Genomic DNA, 21,298 nt, shown 5'->3' with positions numbered 1-21,298 from the left:
AAGGCTCTCCGGTGTTGTGGTTAGTACTGAGTCCCTGGACGTCGCCATTGCAGATCTGAGGACTGCTGGGCGGTTTGTATCGGAGCGGTGCTCGGCAATGTTGTGGCGACGCCGCTCGGGTAGTTCACTTGCGCCGATGACTGGCTGGTGGACCACTGGGTTTCTGCGGTTTGGCTCGCTGCGATCTGACCTGGATCGATCGGGTTTGCGCTAGGCGGCGGAGTCAGCGGGCGAAGTGTCGGTTGTGCCTGAGCACCGTAATTCTGTGGTGCGTAACTATTCTGTGGCGAATAGTTTGGGGACGCTGGCGTGATGGACTGGAACTGGTTGGCGCTCGACTGTTGGTAGCCCGGATAGACGGTCGCTGGTGGGAACTGGGTGTAGGGCTGGTATCCCGGTGGATTGGGGGCGCCGGTCAGGTCAATCACCCCCATACCGCCGCTGCGCGGATCGATCGTTCGTGGCGAGGTTGCGGAAGCCTGATTTGGATTGGGAACCGTTGCGTTGGTCTCTGTCCACGACGCCGTTTGAACACCTGAACCGATCGGAGCCTGGCCAAACGCATTGTTTGGTGCTGAGTCGCTAAACGATGCTTGGGGCTGAGTCGTTGGGGCGAAGATGTTGGCGTTGGGCTGGGGGGTAAACGAGCCAGTTGGCGGCGGTGTCACACGGGTGTTGCCACCGAACGGGCCAAGTGTCGGAGTTTGGCCGGGGGCGACTGGTGAAAGTGGACCGACGGGCCCGAACGAACCGGCGGTTACTGGTCCTGTCGTTTGGCGACAGCCCGTCAGACCAACTGCCCCAATTGTGAACAGGGCAGCGGCGGCCAGAGGCATCGCGAGTTGGATTTTTTGCATGTCCAAACACCGTGGCGGTGAGGAATTTCAGTGAACGTCGATTGAGCTTTAGCAAAAATTGATATTTTGTCGAAAGACCAGAAAGATCGGCAAAAGTGGGGTGCGTGATGCGACAACTCTGCAACTTGCCGATCCGAGCATAATGGGTGATGCTTAGGTCGCCGGTTGGCAGCGATCAGTTCGCTGCGACGAATGCGGCGACACTCCCTATCTGTATCCGTCGAAAATAGAGCTCTTTATGCGTGGAATTGCTTACATCATTGCCGTGATCGCTGCGGTGGGAATCATGATTGGCATCGGCAGTCTTCCGGTCGACAGTACCCCGGCCAACGATGGGCTTGGATCCGCCGAAGCTGCCGTGGTGACCCAAGTTGCCGCGATGGCTGAATCTGGCACGTTGACGTTAAGCGTGCCCGAAATGATGTGCCCCTTCTCGTGTTACCCCCGAGTCAAAAAGACTCTTGAAGGCACTGCTTTGGTCACGAGTGTTGAATTGGCACCACAGAAAGTCGAAGGCGAGATTGACAATCGCCAAGTCATCGTGAACTACGATGCAGGATTCAAGCTGGACGACGCGTTGGAAATGTTGAAAGAAGAAGGCTTTAACAAAAACGAAATGGTCCAGTGAGTGAGTTCCGCAGCACCGGTGTCCTGTTGATCGGACACGGAACCCGCGAAGCCAAAGGGACCGAGCAGTTCTTTCAACTTGGGCGTCGGTTGGAAAATCGTTTGCGACCGGTTCCCGTCGAAGTGTCGTTGCTTGAGTTTCAAAAGCCAACCATTGCCGAAGCTTGGGACGCATTGATGGCACGGAAAGTAAATCATGTTCACGTGGCTCCGTTGTTGTTGTTCGCAGCCGGTCACGCCAAGCAAGATATTCCATCGGCGATCGCCGAGTGCCAGTCGCGCTGGCCGGGCGTCACAACCGATCAAGCCAGGCCGTTGTCGCGGCATCCGTCGATTGTGAAGTTAGTCACTGACCGGCTACAGCGTGCCTTGCGGCAAGTCGCCGAGCCACCAAAGCGAACCGCCGTTGTGATGGTCGGTCGTGGCAGTCACGACCCATGCGCGGCCGCCGACATGCGAGTGATGACGGAAGTGATTCGTCGCCGTGTCAATGTGGCGCACGTTGCTACTGCGTTTTATGCGATGGCTTTGCCCCGGGTTCCTGATTTGATCGACAAGGTGGCAATCACAGGTGGCTTTGACGCGATCGTCGTTCATCCACACTTGTTGTTCGAAGGACGTCTGTACCAGGCGATCAGTCGTCAAATTGCCGAAGCTAAATTACGACACCCGGCCATCCAATTTTACTTGTCCGATTATCTTGGACCTGAAATCGAAGTCTGCGAAGCGATCGCCGCAAGGTGTGACTGTACTGCGACCGACGCTAGCCTATCTGGCCACATCAATGACTGAGTCCACGACCAATCGATCAGCATACTGAGTTACCGTTGCCGAGGCGCCGCGGAACCATTTCATCGGTGGTGCGACATAATCAGCAGGTGCAAAAGGGGGCGCGACTTCGCCTTGCCATGCCGTGCTGATCCAGCGTTGAGTGACTTGCGAGTACTTGTATTGACCGCCCAGCGGACATTGCAGTTTGACGCCAAGGATACGTTCGACTTCGGCTTCCGCTTGCTCGGGCGCAACGCCTAGTTGCCGAGTCACTCGCGACAAGAGACTGGCGCCGGCCACGCTGCTTTGGCGGGCTCGGTCATAGAGTTGGCGATTGACCCATCCTTCGATTTGGCTGCCCTTCAAGTTGTCGGCGCGCGCACGGATTTGAGCCAGATCGGGGACATCGATTGCCGCCAGATTGGGCAGTGCGTGTTGCAATACATCAGGCTGGAATGACAGCACGCTGAATTGACCATCGGTATAACGATAAATTCCGCCAATCAATCGATTGATGCCTGGCCCAACCGGTTGGCCGCGTCCAATTCCGAGTGGCAATCGGTCGAGCATTCCTGGTTGAGGCCACGCGCCGAGATAGCCGGGAATCCCACGAAGAGATCGATAGATGTTCAGCAGGCCGTCGAATTGTTCAGGGTCGGGCGGAAGTGTGTCCTTTACGGCGGCGAAGAGATGCGTTGGCGGGCCGAGTTCTTCGGATACGACGTGGGCCTGAATGGCGATGATGTCGTCATTGGCGAACTGCATCGCAACGTTGGTTGGCGGCCCCAAATACTTTGCGTACTTGCCGTACTTATCCGGGACAAGTGGCGCGATTTCCGCATGGACCGAGATTCGATCAATGGCTTCGGCGCCGGGGCTTGATGCCGGCATCGATTCGCGGTGGATGCCCACCATGATCGGATCAATTGTTGGGAAACGAGTTTCGTAGTCGTTAGCGATTCGTCCGTACCAAGCTAGTTCGTCGGGCGTTACCGCGTCAATGTCTGCATCGGCGATTGGTAGAAAGGAACCGCGGCGACCGCGACGCGTATCCATCACTTGATCGCCAACGTTGATGGCGCCACTGCCATCGGGACGAGCCCCGAAACCGGCCGGCAAAAAACCTGCGTCAATCAAATCATCGACTCCGTTGAGCGAGGCACCGGTGACGCCAGATTCTTGCTTGCCGGCCGAATCCGCCAAATGCATCAACGCAACCTCGGCGTTTGCCGAAACTCGGCGACGCAATTCGATCAAGTACGACGGCGACACCAATCCACGAAGCATCTCGGGTGAAAAATACGCAAACAGGGTGTCGTCGCGATCAAGCGGCATCAAACGTCGAGCGAGTTGAAACGATGGCGTCGCCGCCAATGACTGTTGGGTTTTGCCGACCTCTAAAAAGCGGCTTACCAAGGCCTTGCTGTTGGCTAACAGAAAGAAGTCGCCGTCTTGAACCATGAAGGAACGAACGCGATTATCGGGCGTGCTCAACAACGACACCGTTTGGCCGTCGACCGTCACATCTGTTAGGGTGACTTCATCGTCGCTGCGAGTGAGCGCGGTGCGATCATTGGCTAGCGAAGTCCTCAATAGAAACGCGTTCTTGGCTTGCAGCATGACACCGAGTGTCGAACCGTCGCTTACGAATAGGTCACGACCGATGATCGCTTGATCGGCGATTACTGTTGGGCCGAGTAAACGCGAGAGCTGATTCATTTTCAAATTCAGTTGAGACTGAATCTTCTCGTTCGTGTCGACCTCGATGCCACGGAGCGTCACCATGCTGGACACGTCGCCACCGTACTCGGTTGATAGGTCCGCGAACCAAAGGTAGTTTTCAAACGAGCCGTAGCGAATGTAGAAACACTCCGGTGGCACATGAGTCGCCATCGGCTCGACGGGCACATTGGCGACGGTCGGGTCATCGTAGAGCGGTGCCCATCGCGGCGGTGCCGGTAAAGGCAGTGTGGCTTCGGGAAGCGGTCGGCCACTGGTGTCCAGAAAACCGACTGCCGAACGCCGAAAGATGGCTTCGCTGACACCACTGGCACCGGCGATCAACTTCATCGCATCGGTAAGCCCGTCGTCATCGCTGGGAGCGTTGTTGTACCAAGCTGGCAACGGTGACCGCGTTCGACGCGACAACATCGCAATCAAATACTCTTCGACCCACGCCGGGTAATCTGCGGCATCAATCTGGCTTTTGACAGACGCCGTGTATCCTGCCCACCAGGTCGACTTCATCGCGCCGAATGCACTCGGATCTTGTTCAGGGATCAGTTCGTACGTGCCGATTTCGCTGATGCCATCACCGACTCGGATTCGCAGTGGTGCCGAACCGACGAACAGAAATGTCACCCGGCGAGCCACGGTTTGAGATTGAGTGGCCTCGGGGCTGGCGATCTCGCGAATCAGGTTGCCAAGTCGTCCCAATAATCGGCCGTTGCCGGGGCGCGGAACGGGCGTTTCAGATGGCGGTGGAACAGTCACCTTCAAATCTTCGGAAAACGGATAGAAGACTCGCCCGCCATTCGCATCGGCGCCGGCATCGATGGCTTGGATTGGCGGCATCGTTTGTCCCACAATCGGCTGTGCCAATGGGATTTCGATTGTGGCGACGCCATAGGGTTGGCCTACGACCGCCCGAGCCAGCACGTCGATCGCGTTTGCTGAGCGAGCCGCGATGGCTGGCAAAAGGGCAAATGCGATGACGAAAAAGGGATTCCGAAGGCTGAAAAGACGCATATCGAGAGATTCTCTGTTGAAGCGGGGTCGCCACCGAAGGGGCGCCGGCGATAATGACCAGTCCATTCTATTATTGAAGTTGCCGACCATTCGGGATAGTCACGCAGTGAGCACGCCCCCCACCCCGCCAGAATCCGCCCCTCAGCAAGCCAGCCCGTCACGGAGCGGCGTTTTCCACGCCGAGACCGACCAACGGCTCGAAGCATATGCTGAAAGCATCAGTTTTGATCGTCGGCTGTACCGACATGACATTCGCGGCTCGATTGCCCACGCCGATATGTTGGCGTCGGTCGGACTGATTTCATCAGAGGAGGCCGCGCTGATCCAAAAAACTCTGCGAGAAATCGAGGTCGAACTGGACAGTGGGCGATTGCCGATTCGGTTCGAACTTGAAGACATCCACATGCACGTGGAGCAGGCGCTGATCGATCGGATCGGCGATGTGGGACGGAAACTGCACACCGCCCGCAGCCGAAATGACCAAGTCAGCACCGACATTCGGATGTGGGTCCGCGACGCACTAGACCAAATTGATGCACGTCTGAAAGATTTGCAGATCGCGTTTCTTGGTCGATGTGACGCTGACTTTGATGTTGTCTTGCCTGCCTACACGCACCTGCAGCGCGCTCAACCTGTGTTGGCACCGCATTACTGGTTGGCTTATATCGAAAAGTTCGAACGCGACCGCGACCGGCTTGCCGATTGCAGGCGGCGAATGAATCAGTGTCCGCTTGGTGTCGCAGCCGTTGCCGGAACGACGCTACCGATCGATCGCGACCAGACCGCCGCAGCACTAGACTTTGCGGGGGTGACGGCGAACAGTCTCGACACCAGCAGTGATCGCGACTTTATGCTGGAAGCGGCTTTCGCATTGTCGGTGATCGCATCCCACTTGTCCGGTTGGGCCGAAGAATGGATTCTGTGGAGCACGGTTGAGTTCAACTTCATCAAGATGCCGCACGCGTTCTGTACCGGGTCAAGCATCATGCCCCAAAAGGTCAATCCAGATACGTTGGAATTGACGCGTGGGAAGTCGGCTCGCGTGATGGGCAATCTGCAAACTTTGATGTTGTTGGTCAAGAATCTGCCGATGGCCTACAACCGTGACCTGCAAGAAGACAAGCCACCGTTGTTCGATAGCGTCGATACAGTGATCGCGATGTTGGAGTTGGCCGCACCGATTGTCCAGGGCAGCGTGTTGCAACGCGAATCCATTGCCAGCCGTTTGGAGAAAGGTTACCTCGACGCAACCACTTTGATGGAATGGATGATCGCCAAAGGAATGCCGCAGCGGCGGGCGCACCATTTGGTCGGCGCGATTGTCGGCGAAGCGATGCAGTTAGACGTGCCGCTTAGCGAGTTGTCCATTGAGTCGTTGCAGGCACACGCACCAGAGATCGACAAGAGTATCTATGACTGCTTGGGCAGCCGCAATGCCGTCGATGCTTTTGTTAGCTATGGCAGCACTGCACCGGCCCAGGTTCGGTCGCAAATTGACCGTTGGAAAAAGTTGTTGGCCTAGCTTGAAACCAGTCGGCATAAAAAAGCCACGTCTTCGGATTTACCAAAAACGTGGCTATGGCTTAAACCAGGCCGAGACCTCGTGGAAATCTCGTCAAGCAATGTCGATTCATCGAACAAGTTCTAAATTAGGTCGACTCTGAACTAGCTCTTCTTTTCGGCTGGTGCAGCTTGTCCGCCTTGTTGTTGCATCAGGCCTGGACGAACGCGTTTGTTGATGTCCGTTTCCAAAACGCCGAATACCGATTCGTGACGCGCGACCGACATTTGCAGTGCGGCCAGCAATCGCTTGGCGGTAAAGAAGTTCAGGATGATGCGTTGCTTGACCTGAATGGGGTCCTTTGGCACGCCGATCGGTTGTGGGTTAAGACCAAAGTCAACGATCAGTTCTTCGGGCGAACCAGTCACGCGGCAGAAGTTCGCGTAACAAGCGGTCGCGCCTTGGTCTTCGACTTGAACTTGAACGGGTTGCTGAGTTTGTGTTTGAGCTGCTGCTGCTGGGGCTGCAGCTGGCTTTTCAGCTTCGGGGGCTTTGGCGTCTGCCATGATGTTTTCTCCGAAAGGTAAAAAAATGGGTTTGACGTTTCGTTGTCTTCTGCAACATGCAAAAGATCTCGATGGACGTCCAAAATGTGAGTGTGGGGCGATCTTGGATCGTTTGAAGTGCTGCCCGCTAAAAGCACCTAGTCCCAGCCGGCGTCACAATCATCACGTGGGTTATCGTAACGAAGACTTGGTTGGCTGAAACGTAAAACGATTGTGTCATAGGCTTAATTTGCGTTGATTTGCGGCCAGTGTGTTAAAACGCGGGAGATGCGTAGCTTGCCCGGTTTTTGGATGGGGTTGAGGCCGTAGCTTCGATCAAATTTTGTTGTTTAAAACGTGCGGGCTAAAGTTCGAAGTTGAAGGTTTGCGCGATCACTCGCCACAGTCGGTTGCCGAGCGACATCGGATCGACATGGATCTTTGCCGAACCTCGGTAACCCGGACGCATCACCGACCCATCAAGTTCCAACGGAACTCGCGCTTGGTAGGAAACACTTCTTGGTTTGACCTGTCCGGTTGCAGGGTCAATTTCAGTTTGCAAGTCGCCGCCTGTTTGGCTGGACATGGAAACGGAGGTTGAGGCGATCGGTTCGTTTGATTTTTCAGTAATCACTCCGCTGAATGTTTCCAATCGCATCGCGTCCAATTTCAAGTCGACTGACTGACCCTCGCGTACCATTTGTACATCGCCTTGGTCAATGATCAGCACCGCTTCGTGGGCGTCGGGAGTGCCGATTTCGCAAATTACATCATCGGCTGTCAACAGCGCCCCAAGGTTGTTTGATTCCAGTGGTGAACCAACCCAGCCAGGTAGTCGTCCGTCTTGGCCTTTTTGTGGTTGCCGCAGTGGTGGCGGAATCACATAGCCTTCACGTTTCGCTCGCACCGTTAATCGATCGATTTCTTCTTGCGTTTTGGCCTTCAATTGCTGGATCGATTCCAGTAGCTCGGTTTGGGTTTTCTCTTGTGCCTTCAAGACTGCGTCTTCACGACTGCGAGCCGAGATGTTTGCGAGTTTGACGATCGAAATTTCTTCTTCGCCTTTCAGTTCGGCCAAGCGAATTTCAAGGTCCGGGTTCTTTAATTTGGCAATCGGGTCGCCAACCTTCACAACGGTGGTCGGCTGGATTGTCCATTCGATTCGGCCTGGGACACCGGCGTAGACGGCACCTGCTTGGCTTGGGCGAACCTCAAACGCACAATCGATATGGTGAGGCAGCGGGATGTAGCAAACGCCCGCGATGATTGCAGCGACAATCGCAATGGTTGGCAACAGACGGGCACGTTTCACTTTCGCTAATCTCCCAGGAGTGCGGCAGAACTTCCAAGTTTGAATGAACGGTTGGGCGACCAAGCCGATAAAACCGACCACGGCGACCATTCGCCCAATCGCTTGCAGGCCATACGGCTCAAGCACTTTGATCACGAACCAACAAATCGAAAACACTACAACCCAGCGATAGATCACGCTGGCGATCGTGAACATTCCGAACAACAGCTTGCCACGAGTCGGCAAGAATGGATCGTCTTGAAGTTCCAAACCCAAGCAAGTTTTTTGGAACCAACGCTTCAGCACTTCGGTACTTTTTTGACGAAGGTTGGGGATTTCCAACGCATCCATCAGGATGTAGTAACCGTCGAATCGCAACAGCGGATTACCGTTGACGAGCACCGTGCTAACAACGTTCAAGAACATCATGTTCAAGCACAGGTCGTTGATCGTCGTGCCCGATTCTGTAAATAACCAAACGTAGGCGGCGATCGACGCCAAGATCATTTCGACATAGATACCCGCGGCACCAATCCAAACTCGTTTCCATTTGTTAGGCAGCATCCATGAATCGGAAACATTGCAATACAGGCATGGTGTAAACACCAGCAGCATGAAGCCGATTTCGTGGCACTCGCCGCCAAATTTCTTGCAACTAAGACCGTGCCCAAATTCGTGCAGGACTTTGACGATTCCCATCGTCGCTGCCAAAATTAGCCAACGATCGGCGGCAAAGAACTGTTGAAAAGTTGGTAGCTTCGCGTAGACCGTTTCGTACTGGCTGGCCAGCAACAGTGCCGATGAAGCGATCAGCATCAGGAAGAAGATCAACGCCGGAACGGTGAAAATCCATCCGAATGGTTTTAGCATCCAGTTGAGCAGGCGCTCGGGGTCAAAGCCTCGGTACCGAAGTGCAAAGACGTTGGCAAACTTGCCCATCACTTCTTTGTTCTTCTTTTTGCGGCCGCGTTCGCGCAGTGATTTGCCTTGCCCAGGTGAATTACTGATCACCAAACCGCTGCGGTGCAGCATGCCGATGAATTGTTGTAAGTCGCCGAAGGTGATTTTCTGTGGCGCGAAACGACGTTCAAAACCCTCTTTGATCTGCTGCAGCGAAACATGCCCGTCCAACATGTTCAGGATGTAATACTCTTCGTCGTGAAAACGAAAGTACTGCAGCCCCACCGGTTCTTTGACGACCCAGTAGCCGGTGCCCTGGTACCGTTGGCGATTAGCCGACAGGTCTGGGCGTTTTCGGACCGTCAGCGGTCGTGATGAACTGCTGACGAGAGATTCGGCGAGTGTGGACAAGAGAGTGTGTTTTAAGCGTTAGGTATTGGCGTTAGTTTCAAGAACAGGATCGCGGTTCGATTTCTTTAAAAACTATTTGATGACGATGTCGGCTCGCATGCCGGGTTTGAATTTCCATTCGTTCCCGATCTTTTCGTTTTCGATTTCAACCCAAACGCGGTAACGTTTGTTGAAGTCGATTTCCATGCTGACAAATCCCAAGACGCCCTGGATGCGAGTGCCATCGTTGGCATGGTTGTAGATCAGGACTTCGACGGGGGCGCCTTTGACCACGCGTGTCGAGTCTCCAAGCGCATCGATGTCACCTTCGACGCGAAGTTTGTCCATTTGAATCAGCGTTGCCATTGGCGATCCCGGTTGGACCCATTGGCCCAATTGGGCGATCCTTGATTCGACGAAGCCGGTATAAGGAGCTCGGATCGATCGCTGTGTCAATTCAAACTCGGCCATTTCAAGGGCGCTGCGAGCAGCGATCATTTTGACCTGAGCGACTTTTTGTTCGGTCTCGGCCATCTCGATTCGCAGCTCTTGGCGGCCGGCTTCGAGTCGTTTCTTTTCCATGTCCCAGTACGGAATCACTCGATCCTTGTGCAAGGCTTCAAAAGATTTTGCCTCGGCGGCAGCGACTTTGGCGGATTCTTTGGCGTCGCGGAGATTGACGTCGCTGGCGGCCGTTAGCATCGCTTCTTTTTCGTCGGCTTTCTTTAGCTCGATGGCCAGCAGCGCTGGTTTGTCTTCGATGACCGCGATGATGTCACCTTTGCTGAATTCATCGCCCTCTTCAAAATCTAGGCTCGTTAGCAGGCCCTCTGCAGTCGCTGGCACATCAACTTTGTTGATGTACTGGACAAAGCAGTTTTCAGCATGGATCTCGGATCGTTGCTCGCCGGGGGATTGCCCGTTAGCCGTTGAGATTGTGATTGTAGCGGCGAGGAGAGCGAGAAAAGTGGGACGCATCAAGGCGGACTCCGGTGGATTAGGTTGTATCGAAAATGAATCAAGTGGTGCTGATCAGGTCGGTCTTAGAAGAAGAACTTGTAACACCACTCGACGATCTCGTGAAAGAAAACGAATCCACTCGATCGACGACCGCAGTAGACCTTGGCGATCACTTTGGCACCGGGACGCGGGTTCAATTCACGCAGCGGTTCTTGTTCTGGAATCGCACGCATCTTGATGATGGCACCGTGTTCTTCGCTGGCTTCGGCACGTGTTGAAATGCTGTTGACGAACATTTCGGCATCCAGCGGTTTGTCCGGGTCCGTGGCCAGGATGTAGGACACGGTCAGTTTCGAATCGGGTTGGTTCAGCTTTTCTTGGTTAACGTATTGATCCAAGTGGCCTTCGCGTTTTTCAGGCAGGTCGAGTTCTAAGAACATCGGTTGATTGAGGTCAGCGATTTCCAGCAACACTTGGCCCGTCATGATCGGTCGGCTGCGGAGCATCTTTTCGACGTCCCAGGAAACCACCACACCATCAATAGGCGACTTGATAACCAAGTCCTTTTCTCGCTCGAGTTGAAGTTGCAGTTTTTCTAGCAATACATCGTGCTTGACTTGCAACTCGACTTGCTCGGCTTGCAAGGCTCGTTGATCCGAGTCCTCTAATTTTCGTCGCTGGCCACCAAGTTGTCCCTCGACACGAGCTTTCTCGGCGAGTGTGGTCAAGATTTGACCGCGGATTTCGGTAAGCTGGACTTCCATGTCGGGGTTGCGAAGTCGCACGAGCACCTCGCCCTTGGCGACTCGTTGATTGTGATCGGCTAGCACCTCGATCACTTCACCATCGATCGGCGCAAAGACTTCGCGACGGACCTCTGGTTTCAGCGTGCCTTCGGCTTCGAGGTTGAAGTCTTTCGGGATGAAGTACAAACCAGCGGCGACCAACGCGACGCCGGCGATCGCGGCAAGCGTCTTGGGCAGCGTTCGGGCTCGCAGGATCCACGATGCGTGACCTAGCGTTCGCCACAGCGGCATCAGGAACAGGTTGGTGTGGGCACGCGAGTTGGCGATCGCGCGAGTCCCGTGTTCGTACACCAAGTCGACACGCGCCTTGTAGATTTCGGCCGGAATGTCGCTTTCAATTTGTTCAACAATCAAGGCGCCGATGACTTCGCCGCGGTGGGCATTGTCGCGGTCGATCGTGCCGGCGGCGCCAGCGTCCTCGCCTTGGCCGAGGCGGCGTTCGGGTTCGCGCAGTGGCAGCACCACAATGTTACGACCGTAGGATTCGTCGACGTAGTCTTCGAGTGCTTCTTCGATCTGGGGTGGTAAGTCTTCAGTCGATCCATCGTGCCAGAGCGGTTCGCCGGCCGCCACGACTCGCGTGGCCAAGTTGTTCAGTGCGGTGACGATGTTCGACCGGTTTTCGATCGTGTCTTGCCCGCTGATCGCTTGAACCACACATTTGCGGCCTTTTTTGATCGCCACACTGACACGGTCGCAACCGATCAACCGCCGGCCTTCGTTGGCGACGATGAAGCAGGTTTCTTTGAGATCCAGCGATTCGTGCGAAGCACGTGCGAACGAGTCCGCTTGTTGCCACAGGACTTGGCGATCACCCAGTTTGCGAAGCTTTTGGCTGCGCAACCATTCCGCAGCCAGATCACACATCTGTTGCAGGAACCGCAGATAACCTCGCTGGGTGTCGGGGGCCGTGTCCGGACGCTGGAAAATTTCGATCAGCCCGTCGTGTTGGCCTTCGTGCTTCAACGCACCCAAGACCAGTAAATATCGCGTTGGGTTGCCTTCGGCATCGCCATCGGTGGTTCCCGAATAGGGCGGAACCAGCAAGGACTGGCCACTGTTGGCGACTCGAGCGATCAGACGGGTGTGTCGGTTTGCGTCGTCTGAATCGTTGCCCAGGATCGATGGCTCGGCGTTGATTTGGTACTGCAGACGAAGTTGGCGGTCCTCGTCGAGCAGCCAGATGGCACCACCGGCAGCCGCCAGGGCCGTGATGATTCGTGACAGCAGTTCTGAATAGAACTCGTCTGCGGTCGCGCCGCTTTTGGCAAGCGTCGCGATCTCATTGACCAACCCGCGAATCTGGGCTTTCGTTTCTTCAACGGTTTGTTGGTTGACCGACATGGGCGATGAGCTTGTCTGGTGAATTGGTTTGGCGGAGAAAGTCCGTGTTTTGGGGGCCAGAAGGCACCACTAGAGCGACACTACTGAATCGAGTCGTTTTTCGCCACGTTGACCTGGGGCGGAAGTTGGGAAAGGAGTGGCTGGTGGACCGGGACTGCGGATTTTCGGGGCTGAATGACGTGTTGCCTTTTCGCCACAGGCCACTTTCCGGCCTTGGCTCTGGACACTTTATACAATTTGTATAAACTCGTCCATAGTTGAATTTGGAATTTTGCCTTTGCTTTCTCGCAGTCGCAGGACGTATTCCTCGCGGTCCTCTGTTTGAAAACGCCGGCAAGTCACTTGCGACCGACGGAAGCCCCTTGGAAACCCGGATGCCGATACCCTCGCCGACTGATCCCGAACTGCATCCTGCGTTTGCCGACTTGGATCAAGAGCTGAATCGATTGCAGCGGGCGATTCGATTGGCCATTCAGGACAAGTTGTCCAAGTTGACCGGCCAAGCGATGGCGTCGCTGCAGGAAAACCGCGATTTGGCCGACTCGATCCACCGGTTGCTCGACAGCCACGGTTTGCGGGTTCGGTGTGTCGAATGTGGTCATCCTGCGATTTTGCGTGTCTCGCCTCGCGGGGGCGCGGTCAACGGAGCCTTCGTGTTCGACCACAGCATTGACGGGCGGCGGACGTTTCATGGTGGACGCGGTGTCGTGCCAGAGATTCGCCTGGTGGCAAAACCGCCTCGCAAACGGGCCGAGTCATCGAAGGTTGCCCCGTCAAAGGTCATGCCGCAAAAAAACGAGTCGACCCGCAAGGCAAATGCGGGCTGAAATTGCTATCATCCCCGGCATGAATACGCCGCCTCTCCCCACCGCCGAAACGGTCCCATCCATGCTTGCCGGCGCGATCGGTCAGATCGAATTCGCCCGCCGCTATACCCTCGAACTGCTCGCCGCGACGCCGCGCGAGCGATGGTTCGAAATGCCCGCAGATTTGCCGACCAATATTGCTTGGCAGGTTGGTCACCTGACTGTCAGCCAGTATGGATTGTTGCTGTTTCGGATCCGCGGTCGCGAACCGGACGATTTGGAGTTGATTCCAGGCAAGTTTCGCAAAGCCTATGGCCGCGGATCGGTGCCCAGCGCCGATCCGGCGAGCCAACCCAGTCCCGGAGAGTTGCTCGACCGCATGGCGAAAGTTTACGAGGTTGCCGGCCGCGAGCTGCCGAGTGTCGATGCCGCCACGTTGCTAGAACCGGTCGACATGCCCTACGCCGCGTTTCCAAACAAGCTTGGCGCGATCTTGTTCTGTCCCCTTCACGAACAGATTCACTGTGGGCACATCGGCATGCTGCGACGAGCCTTGGGTTTAGATCCAGTTCGCTAGCTTCTTTCTTGCGTGTAGCGCGTAGGGCCGGTTCACACCGGCCGGTTTCAGCTTGGCCAGTTTCAAAATGGCCGGTGGGAACCGGCCCTACGGCAAATCCCAGCAGACACTCACAACTCTACCGTCACACCGCAGAAGGCTCTCGTGAGCGAACTCGAAGTCATCGACGAATCGATCTACGATCATCCCAAGTACTACGACTTGGTGTTTGGCGCCGACTGTGCCGCCGAGATCAAATTCATCACCGGGTGCGCCGCCAAGCATGGCAGCGGAAAGACGAACCGCATGTTCGAACCGGCGTGCGGCACCGGCCGGTTGTTGTATGCGTTGGCCAAAAAAGATTACGAGATCGGCGGCTTGGACTTGAACGCCAAGGCAGTCGATTTTTGCAATGCGCGTTTCCGCAAACACGATCGCCCCGAGCCAGCCTTTGTCGCGGACATGGCTGATTTCAAAGTCAAGCGTCGCTATGACATTGCGTTCAATACGATCAACAGCTTTCGCCATTTGGGTACCGAAAAGGCCGCTCGTGATCACTTAAACTGTATGGGTGAAGCCGTTCGCGTCGGCGGTTTGTATTTGTTGGGCGTTCACTTAACGCCAACCGATGTACCGCCAAGTGAGACCGAGTCATGGTCGGCTCGGCGAGGTCACTTGGCGATCAACACACACATGTGGACGAACTCGCGCGACAAAAAAAGCCGCATCGAACGATTCGGGATACGGTTCGATGTGCACAGTCCGTCGCGAAGTTTTCGCATCGTCGACGAATTGGTTTTGCGAAGCTACACGCCCAAACAAATGGACGCCTTGATTGCGTCGAGCCAGTGCTGGGAAGTCGTCGAAACGTACGACTTTGCTTACGACTTGGATGAGCCGATCGAAGTCGATTCAACGACCGAAGACGTCGTCTATGTGATGCGACGAAAAAAGAAAACGTAGAGTGGAGTTTGGTAGCGTGCCGTCCTGTTATTCTCGCCCGGGCGCTTCTGGATTACCTCACCGCCCATTCGGTGCTTGCTCCGCTCCAAGTATCTCTTCCGGCGTTTCCCATGGTGTCCCCGGGATGACACCAGTAGGGCGAGTGTAGATGTCAGCCACGAAATCGAAGACTGGTGTGAACTTGATGCGAAAGTCATCTGCTTTGCAATCGAAAAAATCGTCATCGATCTCCTTTCCAACGCGCCAGTCAAAAATCCAGTGGTGATATTCTTGCGTGTTTCCAAAAGGGCCCCCAGAAGCTGCTTTTAAACGATAGGGAAGATGCTTGCCCAAAGTCGCGTGTTTCCTCCAGCTAATTTCCGTGTCACTGAATAGCTTCGGCATGTTTTTGATCTTGCTCACGTATTTGACGCGAACTGGCATCAAGTCATACGCTTTCGACTGGGTGAGTTCGATCTCGAACTCCAACGAGTGTTGCTTCCATTGCCACCGACTTAGAATGTCGCCGTTCGTAATTCTCTCAGCAGAAACAAATTTACACTCCTGAAGAAAAACCTTTTCAATCCAACCTCGCTGTGCAAGTTTGTTTTTCAAAAACATGACATGCAAAACCAAATCATCAAAAGGGTCAAAGCTTGCCCTTGAAAGACGATTCTCCGCGAGGAAATTCTTGATGGATTGGCCTTCCGGGCGCACTTTGTAGTCTTTCATATTCGCCAGGCTGATGCGGGCTTTTGTCGTCGTGCCGCACTGCAAGTATTCAGTCCAATACTGAGTTTCGTACTCAAACCCCGTTGTACCAGCATCCATCACTTTGCAATGCGAACTGTAATTAAAGTTGCTCGACTTGTCCCCGGCCTGAAGCTTGTAGATGCGGTCTAATTTAAGCGGAGGACCGCCGATGTTCCCTCCTCGGAGTGTTTGGCTCTCGCCTTGGACCATCAATGCGTACCTTTTAAGCACATCATCACGAACCGACGTAAGTTCGGCGATTGCTCCATCGACAATCGACTTGATGTCTTCGTCCGTTTCCTGCTCCGCTGCCCAGTTCTGTGACGCGAAGCAGGACCAAGCCAATATAATGCACGCGACTTGGTATGCATTTAAGAAGGGATGGCAGGGAAATGAGGACACGGTATTTTTTGCCACCATCTTCCTGCAAGAAAGGTAACGGTTCACGGCTTTGACTCGGGTGTTCGTGGATCATTGGTCGCCGGTTAGCGTCGTCAGTCAAGGGCAATGGTAACGCATATCCGAAATGCGAGTGTCTGGAAAAGACCCTCGTTTCGCCCATTTCCTCGCCGGGTTTTCTTGACCGGTGTTTTGCGGTGCGCTACAACGCTAACAGCGTTAAAGAGGAGGTAGGTCGGAGGGGATGAGGTTAAAAATGATCAAAGCGAACAGGCCAGTGCGAATGTTCCGTACCTTCGTTTTGTTCTGGTGTTGCGTGGAGCTTGGCACTATCGCCAACGCGACTGAATTCGACATGCTCGAACCGTCACCCGACATGGCGATCTACCAGCTTAGCAATCCGCGAGTTGAGCACGACCGATTTAACGAACCAATCGGCGTCTTCGATTGGCTGTTGATGCGTCCTGGGCAAGGGCGTGTTCGGATCGCGGCACGAACCGAAAATGGACGTGTCAATATCGCGTTCGGCAGTTCCATCCGTGGAGCTTCAGGGACCGAGAAGTACAAGCAGATCTTCGACTTCTTTAACGGCAAAACCAAATGGATCGAGTTCTGGGCCGAATCGGAGGGGCCAGACAACCGCTATTTCATGCACAGCAACTCCATTCAGTTTGGTGTCGGAGCTGATCCGCCTTTGAAACCGCGTCCGATGGCCGATGTTGATCGTGCCGACTGGATGGAATTTCAGCTCGAAAACAATCCGCCCGAGCAAGTTCCGAACGGCTACATGAGACCTGCCAATGGCAGCGTGTGCGCCCCCGGCATGCCGATCATCGCGGGTTGGCGAGGCCAATGGGAAAAAGCTGAATTGGTAGCCGTCGACCATAACGTCTGGGCCGTGGTGCGATACCCCGAGCATGACGACACGATCGTCAATCGTCCGATTTCCAAATGGATCGCTGCCACACCTCAGACGCTCGCAATGGCGCGGTCAAATCCGAATCGGTTTTCACCCAGCGTACTGCTCGTTCCGGGCACGAGACTTTACGTCGACCGAAACGCGAAGCCGGTCAGTGAACTGCCCAGCGTTCCTCTGGGCATGCCAGTCCAGTGCGTGTACCACGGAACGCTTTTAGACGGCTTCATTGCGTCCACATCGGGCGAAAAATTGTTCATTCGAAAACCGGGGACACCATCGTCACGCGATGTGCCGATCAATCGCGATCAAATTTTCGCACGTCCTATCGATGCGAGAAAAGCACGCAGCCGAGTCGCCGCGGAAGCGTACCTCGAAAACGTCATCCTTTCCGATGACAACGTCGAAGAAATTCCGCAGCGGACGTTCCCGGTCGTAGCCGAGTTGCCCGGTGGATATCAGTTGGCACCGATGGATAAGCCGATCAACATCGGAACCGAGATGATGGTTTCTTCATCCGGTGAATGGCAGAAAGTCATGGCACTGTCGGATTCGACGGCCGACACCGCTTGGGTTCCGGTTCGGTTCGAAGGCGAGCACAGGGCACGCGACTACCGAGTTCTTCGAAAGGAGTTGCTCATCGCGCAGCGAGATCTGGTCATGGCAACAAGACTTCGTCATGCCGAAGGGAAAGTCCCGCCGGCGAGGGCCGAACCGGATCCGCGGCAAAGGGAGATCAGGACTTGGAAGGACGCGAGCGGAAAGTTCAGCGTGGAAGCTACTTTGGAAAGAGTCGTCAACGAAGTCGTGACACTGAAAACACCAGAGGGCCGCGTCATCCAGATTCCAATCGAACAGCTTTCCACCGAAGATCGAACTGTGATCAAGCAGCGGTAAATCGGCTCGTTCGACAGCATCCTGCTTCCGCTGCCGAGATGGGCTCGACGGAAGGGTGTTTCAGGAGTTCAGTTCGGAAACCACCCGCGAACGCTTCCGCCGAATCAGCCTGATCTAGGTCCGTCAAATTAGAAGTCGCCTGTTCACTAAGTGTCCGGCGAAGTCGGGCTGTGAAAATCAGTTTCGTTTGCGGCCCGCGATTCCAAAAATTGTCGCCAGGATGATCGCGGTCACGGCGACGGCACCGGCGATTGCGGATGACCATCCCCAGTCGGATTTGGTATTGGCGAGAGTCTTGTATTTGTAGGGCATCGCAATATCGACACCAAACTCTTCCATCTGTTCGTACTCGCGGATCAGTTGCGCCGCAGTGGTCTCCTGGTAGGCCTTTTCGAATTCGGCGATATGTGATTCGGTGTCGATGGGAACGTCGATCAAAGCCCACCGAATTCCGCAAAATCCCGCCACTAACAGGGCTGCCGTTGCGATCAATCCGAGCACTCCAAAAGCGATCGAGCCACCGCCTGCGGTTTCTCGCAATTTCGGTGACTCGGTGGCTGATTCTTCGGCCGCCGGCAACTTGCGAAGCTGGCCAAGGGTTGGCACGTCGACTGGGCTTTGGCAGGCCGGGCAGGTCATCCGTTCGCCGGCCTGGCTAGTGGTGACGGGGATTGATTCCTGGCAGGCAGGGCAGGTCAGCAAATGCATAAGAGTTAAAGAATGGAGAAGAATTGCGGAGAGGACGCCTGGACCGAACCGTGGGCCCGACTAGAATCCAATTGAGCTTACGGCACCACCAGCCCCAACGCTCCGCTCTCGCTTCACTGCGGGGCACCCGATCGGGTGAGTTGCGGACGTAACAACAGCGAACTGTTTTGTTCGTATCAGATTCTCCAAGGATGGAAGAACCTTCTCGAGTGGTTGACGTTTGCCCAAGTAAATCAGGGATGAAGGATTCGGGGGAAGTGTATCGGTTACGTTTGAGCTGGCGACAGTGTTCGCCCGCGATGGTGTATATCGGTCCAGAACCTTCTTTGCCAGTGTTTTTAGCAGTTCTGATTGGGTCTTGTTTTCGCGTTAGCGATGTCAACGGTGCTATTGCGCCATATCGTTAGAGATGTCGTGATCGAGAAAAGTTGCCCAATCGCAATGTTTTTCCAATTGGTTCGCAGCGAAGGCGTGCCGCTCGTGTGGTGGTACAGTTCACTGTGGTCGTGACTCGGCAGGGTCACTTCCGGCGGCAGAGATGACCGACGGAACTTGATTGGGGAAATTTGAATCACGCTATGAGGTGCGGGCTTGCTGATTTCATTCCTGCATATTGTTATTCGTATTTGTCCCAGTTTTACTACACCGTTTACTCACACGCTGACTTTCCTGCGCCGCAGAATTGCGCCTGCAAAATCGAAATTTGACTTGTTCCTAGGCCGTTTTCTGGTCGCCCTCGCTCGATCGATTATGATTAGAGCGTAGGTTGCCGCCGGACAGCCCACACCGATCATTCCAGAAGTCATTCCGTCATTTTGCCCGCCGCGAAAGCCGCGTCCGCTAATATCACCCCCAAACAGCTTTCGCCAGGAGTCTCTCACTTGTTCGACACCCTATTGGATGACTTCGAGTCCGTCGACGCACAAAGCACCGAAGCCATGACTGGTGGTTTTCGGAAGTTGCCTGCCGACGAAAACGAAGAAAGCAGCCCCGTTGATCTCGCCGGCCAAGCCGACGGTGAAGTCCAATTGGACAGCCCCGACGAATTGCTAGCGATCGACGAAAGCGAATCGTGGTCCGACGACCCGGTTCGGATGTATTTGACCCAGATGGGTGAGATTCCTTTGTTGACCCGTAAGCAAGAAATTGAGCTTGCCAAACGGATCGAAGAGACTCGCCGCCGCTTCCGCACCAAACTGCTGGAAAACCATTACGTCTTGGTCGAAGCCTACAAGACGTTGAAAAAGGTCCATCGTGGGCAATTGCCCTTCGACCGTACCGTCCAAGTTTCGGTCACCGACCGCTTGGAAAAAGAACAGATTCTCGGCCGTTTGCCGCACAACTTGCGGACCCTGCAAACGTTGCTTCGCCGCAATCGACATGACTGGAAGGTTTCGCTTTCCAAGAGTGCGTCACAGCGTCGTCGGGCCGAAGCATGGCGTTCGCTTGCTCGCCGCCGCCGTCGTGCCGTTCGCTTGATCGAAGAACTCGGTCTGCGGACGCAGCGAATCGAAACGCGTATCGAGTTGTTGGAGAAGTTCTCGCATCGTTTGACTCAGATCGAAAACGAGATCAGCGACCAAAAGCGAACCAAGCACGGTCGCGAAGTCCGCGAAGACTTACTGCGTGAACGTCGCCAAATTTTGACCGCGTGCCAAGAAACACCGACGTCACTTCGTAACCGCGTTCAAATGTTGAACAAGGTCTATGGTGAGTATCAGCAAGCCAAACGTGAACTGAGCGAAGGTAACTTGCGGTTGGTCGTTTCGATCGCCAAGAAGTATCGCAATCGTGGTTTGTCGTTCTTGGACCTGATCCAAGAAGGCAACGCGGGGCTGATGCGTGCCGTCGATAAGTTCGAATACCGTCGCGGGTTTAAATTCTGTACTTACGCCACGTGGTGGATTCGCCAAGCGATCACTCGCGCCGTTGCCGATCAAAGCCGTACGATCCGGATTCCGGTTCACATGGTTGAAACGATGTCGCGAGTTCGCAACGTCGCTCGTCAATTGCTGCAAGAACTCGGTCGTGAACCTACGATCGAAGAAACCGCTCGTCGTGCCGACGTCACCGTCGAGGAAGCTCGCCGAGTGCTAACGATGTCGCGTTTCCCGATTTCGCTCGATCGTCCGGTTGGCAACAGCGAAGATAGCCAGTTTGGCGACTTGCTGCCCGACGGAACTGCCGAAAGCCCACAGATCGGTGCAACGCAAGAAATGTTGCGTGACCGTATCGCCGGTGTGTTGAAGTCGTTGTCGTACCGAGAACGCGAAATCATCAAGCTGCGTTATGGTCTGGGTGACGGATACAGTTACACGCTGGAAGAAGTCGGTCATATTTTCAAGGTGACACGCGAACGTATTCGGCAGATCGAAGCGAAGGCCGTTCGTAAGTTGCAGCAACCAAGCCGCAGCCAAGACTTGGTCGGTTTCCTCGACTAAGTCGCTTAAGCAAACTCGCGATCGCGAATTGATAAACCACGAAGCGGCGTGTTTCTGTTCTTCAGAAGCACGCCGTTTTTTCGTTTTTCGGTAGGCTATCCGTCCGTACGTTTTTCATCGTTCACTCCTTTTTCGATCTC

Annotated in this window: 16 protein-coding genes; 8 read left to right on the top strand and 8 right to left on the bottom strand. The window is 54.9% G+C overall.

Features of this window, described 5'->3' with window-relative positions; translation table 11 throughout:
• Positions 1-20: 20 nt before the first annotated feature.
• Positions 21-857, bottom strand: a complete 837-nt coding sequence (locus tag Poly59_RS02530) for a hypothetical protein (protein WP_146532486.1) — start codon at positions 855-857, stop codon at positions 21-23.
• A gap of 238 nt (positions 858-1,095) precedes the next feature.
• On the opposite strand from Poly59_RS02530, the gene Poly59_RS02525 reads away from it, so the two are divergent.
• Both Poly59_RS02525 and Poly59_RS02520 read left to right on the top strand, forming a co-directional pair.
• On the top strand, positions 1,096-1,485 hold the full coding sequence (locus Poly59_RS02525) for a heavy-metal-associated domain-containing protein (protein ID WP_146532485.1): 390 nt from the start codon (positions 1,096-1,098) through the stop codon (positions 1,483-1,485).
• On the top strand, positions 1,482-2,276 hold the full coding sequence (locus Poly59_RS02520) for a sirohydrochlorin chelatase (protein ID WP_146532484.1): 795 nt from the start codon (positions 1,482-1,484) through the stop codon (positions 2,274-2,276). The genes Poly59_RS02525 and Poly59_RS02520 overlap by 4 nt, the downstream gene beginning before the upstream one ends.
• Here the strand turns inward: Poly59_RS02520 and Poly59_RS02515 are convergent.
• Positions 2,253-5,003 carry a hypothetical protein gene (locus Poly59_RS02515; protein ID WP_146532483.1) on the bottom strand — a complete coding sequence of 917 codons (2,751 nt, stop codon included), beginning with the start codon at positions 5,001-5,003 and terminating at the stop codon, positions 2,253-2,255. The two genes, Poly59_RS02520 and Poly59_RS02515, sit on opposite strands and share 24 nt — an antisense overlap.
• A 106-nt stretch (positions 5,004-5,109) precedes the next feature.
• Between Poly59_RS02515 and argH the strand changes: the two genes are divergently transcribed.
• Positions 5,110-6,525, top strand: a complete 1,416-nt coding sequence (gene argH, locus Poly59_RS02510) for an argininosuccinate lyase (protein ID WP_246151325.1) — start codon at positions 5,110-5,112, stop codon at positions 6,523-6,525.
• 143 nt (positions 6,526-6,668) lie between these two features.
• Here argH and Poly59_RS02505 read toward each other — a convergent pair whose 3' ends face one another.
• The 4 genes from Poly59_RS02505 to Poly59_RS02490 all read right to left on the bottom strand — a co-directional run bounded on the left by Poly59_RS02505 (position 6,669) and on the right by Poly59_RS02490 (position 12,740).
• Complete coding sequence (locus Poly59_RS02505; protein WP_146532481.1) at positions 6,669-7,070, bottom strand: DUF3467 domain-containing protein; 402 nt, start codon at positions 7,068-7,070, stop codon at positions 6,669-6,671.
• Positions 7,071-7,413: 343 nt separating this feature from the next.
• Positions 7,414-9,651, bottom strand: a complete 2,238-nt coding sequence (locus tag Poly59_RS02500) for a site-2 protease family protein (RefSeq protein ID WP_186775972.1) — start codon at positions 9,649-9,651, stop codon at positions 7,414-7,416.
• 72 nt (positions 9,652-9,723) lie between these two features.
• Positions 9,724-10,608: an efflux RND transporter periplasmic adaptor subunit gene (locus Poly59_RS02495; RefSeq protein WP_246151429.1), complete on the bottom strand. Its 885-nt coding sequence runs from the start codon at positions 10,606-10,608 to the stop codon at positions 9,724-9,726.
• A 65-nt stretch (positions 10,609-10,673) separates the two neighbouring features.
• The gene (locus Poly59_RS02490; protein WP_146532480.1) at positions 10,674-12,740 is read right to left on the bottom strand and encodes a biotin/lipoyl-binding protein; all 2,067 of its coding nucleotides are present in this window, start codon (positions 12,738-12,740) and stop codon (positions 10,674-10,676) included.
• Positions 12,741-13,114: 374 nt separating this feature from the next.
• Here Poly59_RS02490 and Poly59_RS02485 point away from each other — a divergent pair, with 374 nt between their 5' ends.
• The 3 genes from Poly59_RS02485 (at position 13,115) to Poly59_RS02475 (ending at position 15,065) form a co-directional block, all read left to right on the top strand.
• Complete coding sequence (locus Poly59_RS02485) at positions 13,115-13,567, top strand: hypothetical protein (RefSeq protein WP_186775971.1); 453 nt, start codon at positions 13,115-13,117, stop codon at positions 13,565-13,567.
• A gap of 19 nt (positions 13,568-13,586) precedes the next feature.
• Positions 13,587-14,123 (top strand): DinB family protein, encoded by a 537-nt coding sequence (locus Poly59_RS02480; protein ID WP_246151324.1) that lies wholly within the window; start codon positions 13,587-13,589, stop codon positions 14,121-14,123.
• Positions 14,124-14,267: 144 nt separating this feature from the next.
• Complete coding sequence (locus tag Poly59_RS02475; RefSeq protein WP_146532479.1) at positions 14,268-15,065, top strand: methyltransferase domain-containing protein; 798 nt, start codon at positions 14,268-14,270, stop codon at positions 15,063-15,065.
• Between the two features lie 57 nt (positions 15,066-15,122).
• On the opposite strand, the gene Poly59_RS02470 is transcribed toward Poly59_RS02475, so the two are convergent.
• Positions 15,123-16,244 (bottom strand): hypothetical protein, encoded by a 1,122-nt coding sequence (locus Poly59_RS02470; RefSeq protein ID WP_146532478.1) that lies wholly within the window; start codon positions 16,242-16,244, stop codon positions 15,123-15,125.
• A 307-nt stretch (positions 16,245-16,551) separates the two neighbouring features.
• On the opposite strand from Poly59_RS02470, the gene Poly59_RS02465 reads away from it, so the two are divergent.
• Entirely contained in the window at positions 16,552-18,009 is a 1,458-nt protein-coding gene (locus Poly59_RS02465) for an SHD1 domain-containing protein (RefSeq protein WP_186775970.1), read from the top strand.
• Positions 18,010-18,186: 177 nt separating this feature from the next.
• On the opposite strand, the gene Poly59_RS02460 is transcribed toward Poly59_RS02465, so the two are convergent.
• Positions 18,187-18,717, bottom strand: coding sequence for a hypothetical protein (locus tag Poly59_RS02460; protein ID WP_146532476.1), 531 nt, complete (start codon positions 18,715-18,717; stop codon positions 18,187-18,189).
• Between the two features lie 881 nt (positions 18,718-19,598).
• On the opposite strand from Poly59_RS02460, the gene Poly59_RS02455 reads away from it, so the two are divergent.
• Entirely contained in the window at positions 19,599-21,158 is a 1,560-nt protein-coding gene (locus Poly59_RS02455) for a sigma-70 family RNA polymerase sigma factor (RefSeq protein ID WP_146532475.1), read from the top strand.
• The last annotated feature ends 140 nt before the right edge of the window (positions 21,159-21,298 follow it).

It is taken from the genome of Rubripirellula reticaptiva (assembly GCF_007860175.1).
Lineage (GTDB): Bacteria > Planctomycetota > Planctomycetia > Pirellulales > Pirellulaceae > Rubripirellula > Rubripirellula reticaptiva.
This window is presented reverse-complemented; position numbering and strand designations above follow the sequence as displayed.

Bases quoted from the DNA above. Each gene is read 5' to 3' on its own strand.
- Poly59_RS02530 (WP_146532486.1), bottom strand. From the start codon at position 857: ATGCAAAAAATCCAACTCGCGATGCCTCTGGCCGCCGCTGCCCTGTTC.
- Poly59_RS02525 (WP_146532485.1), top strand. From the start codon at position 1,096: ATGCGTGGAATTGCTTACATCATTGCCGTGATCGCTGCGGTGGGAATC.
- Poly59_RS02515 (WP_146532483.1), bottom strand. From the start codon at position 5,003: ATGCGTCTTTTCAGCCTTCGGAATCCCTTTTTCGTCATCGCATTTGCC.
- Poly59_RS02505 (WP_146532481.1), bottom strand. From the start codon at position 7,070: ATGGCAGACGCCAAAGCCCCCGAAGCTGAAAAGCCAGCTGCAGCCCCA.
- Poly59_RS02495 (WP_246151429.1), bottom strand. From the start codon at position 10,608: ATGCGTCCCACTTTTCTCGCTCTCCTCGCCGCTACAATCACAATCTCA.
- Poly59_RS02490 (WP_146532480.1), bottom strand. From the start codon at position 12,740: ATGTCGGTCAACCAACAAACCGTTGAAGAAACGAAAGCCCAGATTCGC.
- Poly59_RS02485 (WP_186775971.1), top strand. From the start codon at position 13,115: ATGCCGATACCCTCGCCGACTGATCCCGAACTGCATCCTGCGTTTGCC.
- Poly59_RS02480 (WP_246151324.1), top strand. From the start codon at position 13,587: ATGAATACGCCGCCTCTCCCCACCGCCGAAACGGTCCCATCCATGCTT.
- Poly59_RS02465 (WP_186775970.1), top strand. From the start codon at position 16,552: ATGCTCGAACCGTCACCCGACATGGCGATCTACCAGCTTAGCAATCCG.
- Poly59_RS02460 (WP_146532476.1), bottom strand. From the start codon at position 18,717: ATGCATTTGCTGACCTGCCCTGCCTGCCAGGAATCAATCCCCGTCACC.